We start from the raw sequence: 1,396 nt of genomic DNA, 5'->3' as shown, positions 1-1,396 counted from the left end.
CCAAGGATCCCCCTCCGACGCCTGTGTGCCGCCCGATCGCGCCGCAAAGTACCGCGATACCGACCGCCACTGGATCAATGAATGCGTCGCGGTCGGCGATCGCATCCTCATCCTGTTTGTGGCGAACTCTGGCGAAGTATTCGTCGGTCCCATTGCCAAAGCGGCTGCAGCCGAGCGCCCCCAAACCGTCCTGATCCAGTAGCTCACGTCGCCGGAGGGAGAGAGGGGCCGGGAGGAGTGCGGCCTTGCCGGGGCGCAGAGGGTGCGCCGGCAGGGCGGACACTCTCGCTCGAAGGACATCTCCATGAACATCGTCACCACATCGACCGTCGCCCGGACGGTCGCTCCCCCTACCGCGCCGGCGATCCGCACCACCGACACCGCTCAAGCGATTCATCAGGCGTCAACCCAGCTTCTTCCCTTCCTTGAGCAGGGCCAGCCTGTCACCACAGCAGCGCTTCGCACGACCATGACCGACAGCTTCGGCGGTACCGATGCGCAAGGCTTCTGGATCTGGAAGGACGCCTATGAGGCGCTGGAAGCCGCTCAGGTCCTGTTTCTGCGCCGCTTCGGCTCGGCAATCCTGTCGCGGTCGGCCTCGCCGCAGGCGGCGCTGGCGATGATGAAACGTATCGCAGAACTCCTCCCCACTCACACGCGGCGCTCCGACGAGAGCCAGGCCAGGCAGCAGCTGTCGACGCCACTGCCGCTCGCCTTCATCACCGCTCATGCTGCCGCGATTTCCTCCTCGGACCTCGTTCTCGAACCTTCGGCCGGCACCGGCCTTCTGGCCGTCCATGCCGAAATTGCCGGGGCGTCGCTCGCGCTCAACGAGATTGCCGCGACACGGGCCGATCTGCTCGGCCTGTTGTTCCCGCGCGTTCCGGTTTCTCGGCATGACGCCGCCCATATCGACGATCATCTCGACGCCGCCGTCGAGCCATCCGTGGTGTTGATGAACCCGCCCTTCACGGTGGGCGCCCATGTCGACGGACATGTCGCGGATGCAGCATGGCGGCATGTCTCTTCGGCTTTTGCCCGTCTGCGCGCAGGCGGCCGCCTGGTCGCCATAACCGGCACCGGGCTCTCGCCCGAAAACCCCAAATGGCGGCCGGCCTTCGAGCGGCTCCAGCAGCAGGGCAGGGTGGTTTTCACCGCAGGGATCGATGGTCGCGTCTACGCCCGCCATGGCACGACGGCGGAAACCCGCCTGACCATCATCGACAAGACGCCAGCGTCCGACCGGTCTGCATTCGCGGCCTCGCCGGGCAAGGCTACCGATGTCGAGACGCTGCTCTCCTGGATTTCCGACCTGCCGCCACGCACACCGGGCGGCTTTCCGGATTCGATCGGCGCCCTGTCGAACGGAATCCTGCGGAATTCCGCCACGCAGACG

At 66.3% G+C, this 1,396-nt stretch carries 1 protein-coding gene and 1 pseudogene; both read left to right on the top strand.

Features of this window, described 5'->3' with window-relative positions:
• Positions 1 to 202: hypothetical protein (locus EOA32_RS39080; RefSeq protein WP_189407713.1), on the top strand; the 202-nt coding region annotated here is incomplete at its 5' end.
• Between the two features lie 102 nt (positions 203 to 304).
• Positions 305 to 1,396: pseudogene (locus tag EOA32_RS37195) on the top strand (methylase); the annotation flags it as partial.

The sequence above is a fragment of the Mesorhizobium sp. M1A.F.Ca.ET.072.01.1.1 genome (assembly GCF_004023325.1).
In the GTDB taxonomy this organism is placed as follows: Bacteria; Pseudomonadota; Alphaproteobacteria; order Rhizobiales; family Rhizobiaceae; genus Mesorhizobium.
The sequence above is the reverse complement of the archived record's forward strand: the minus strand, read 5'-3'. Positions and strand labels throughout refer to the sequence as shown.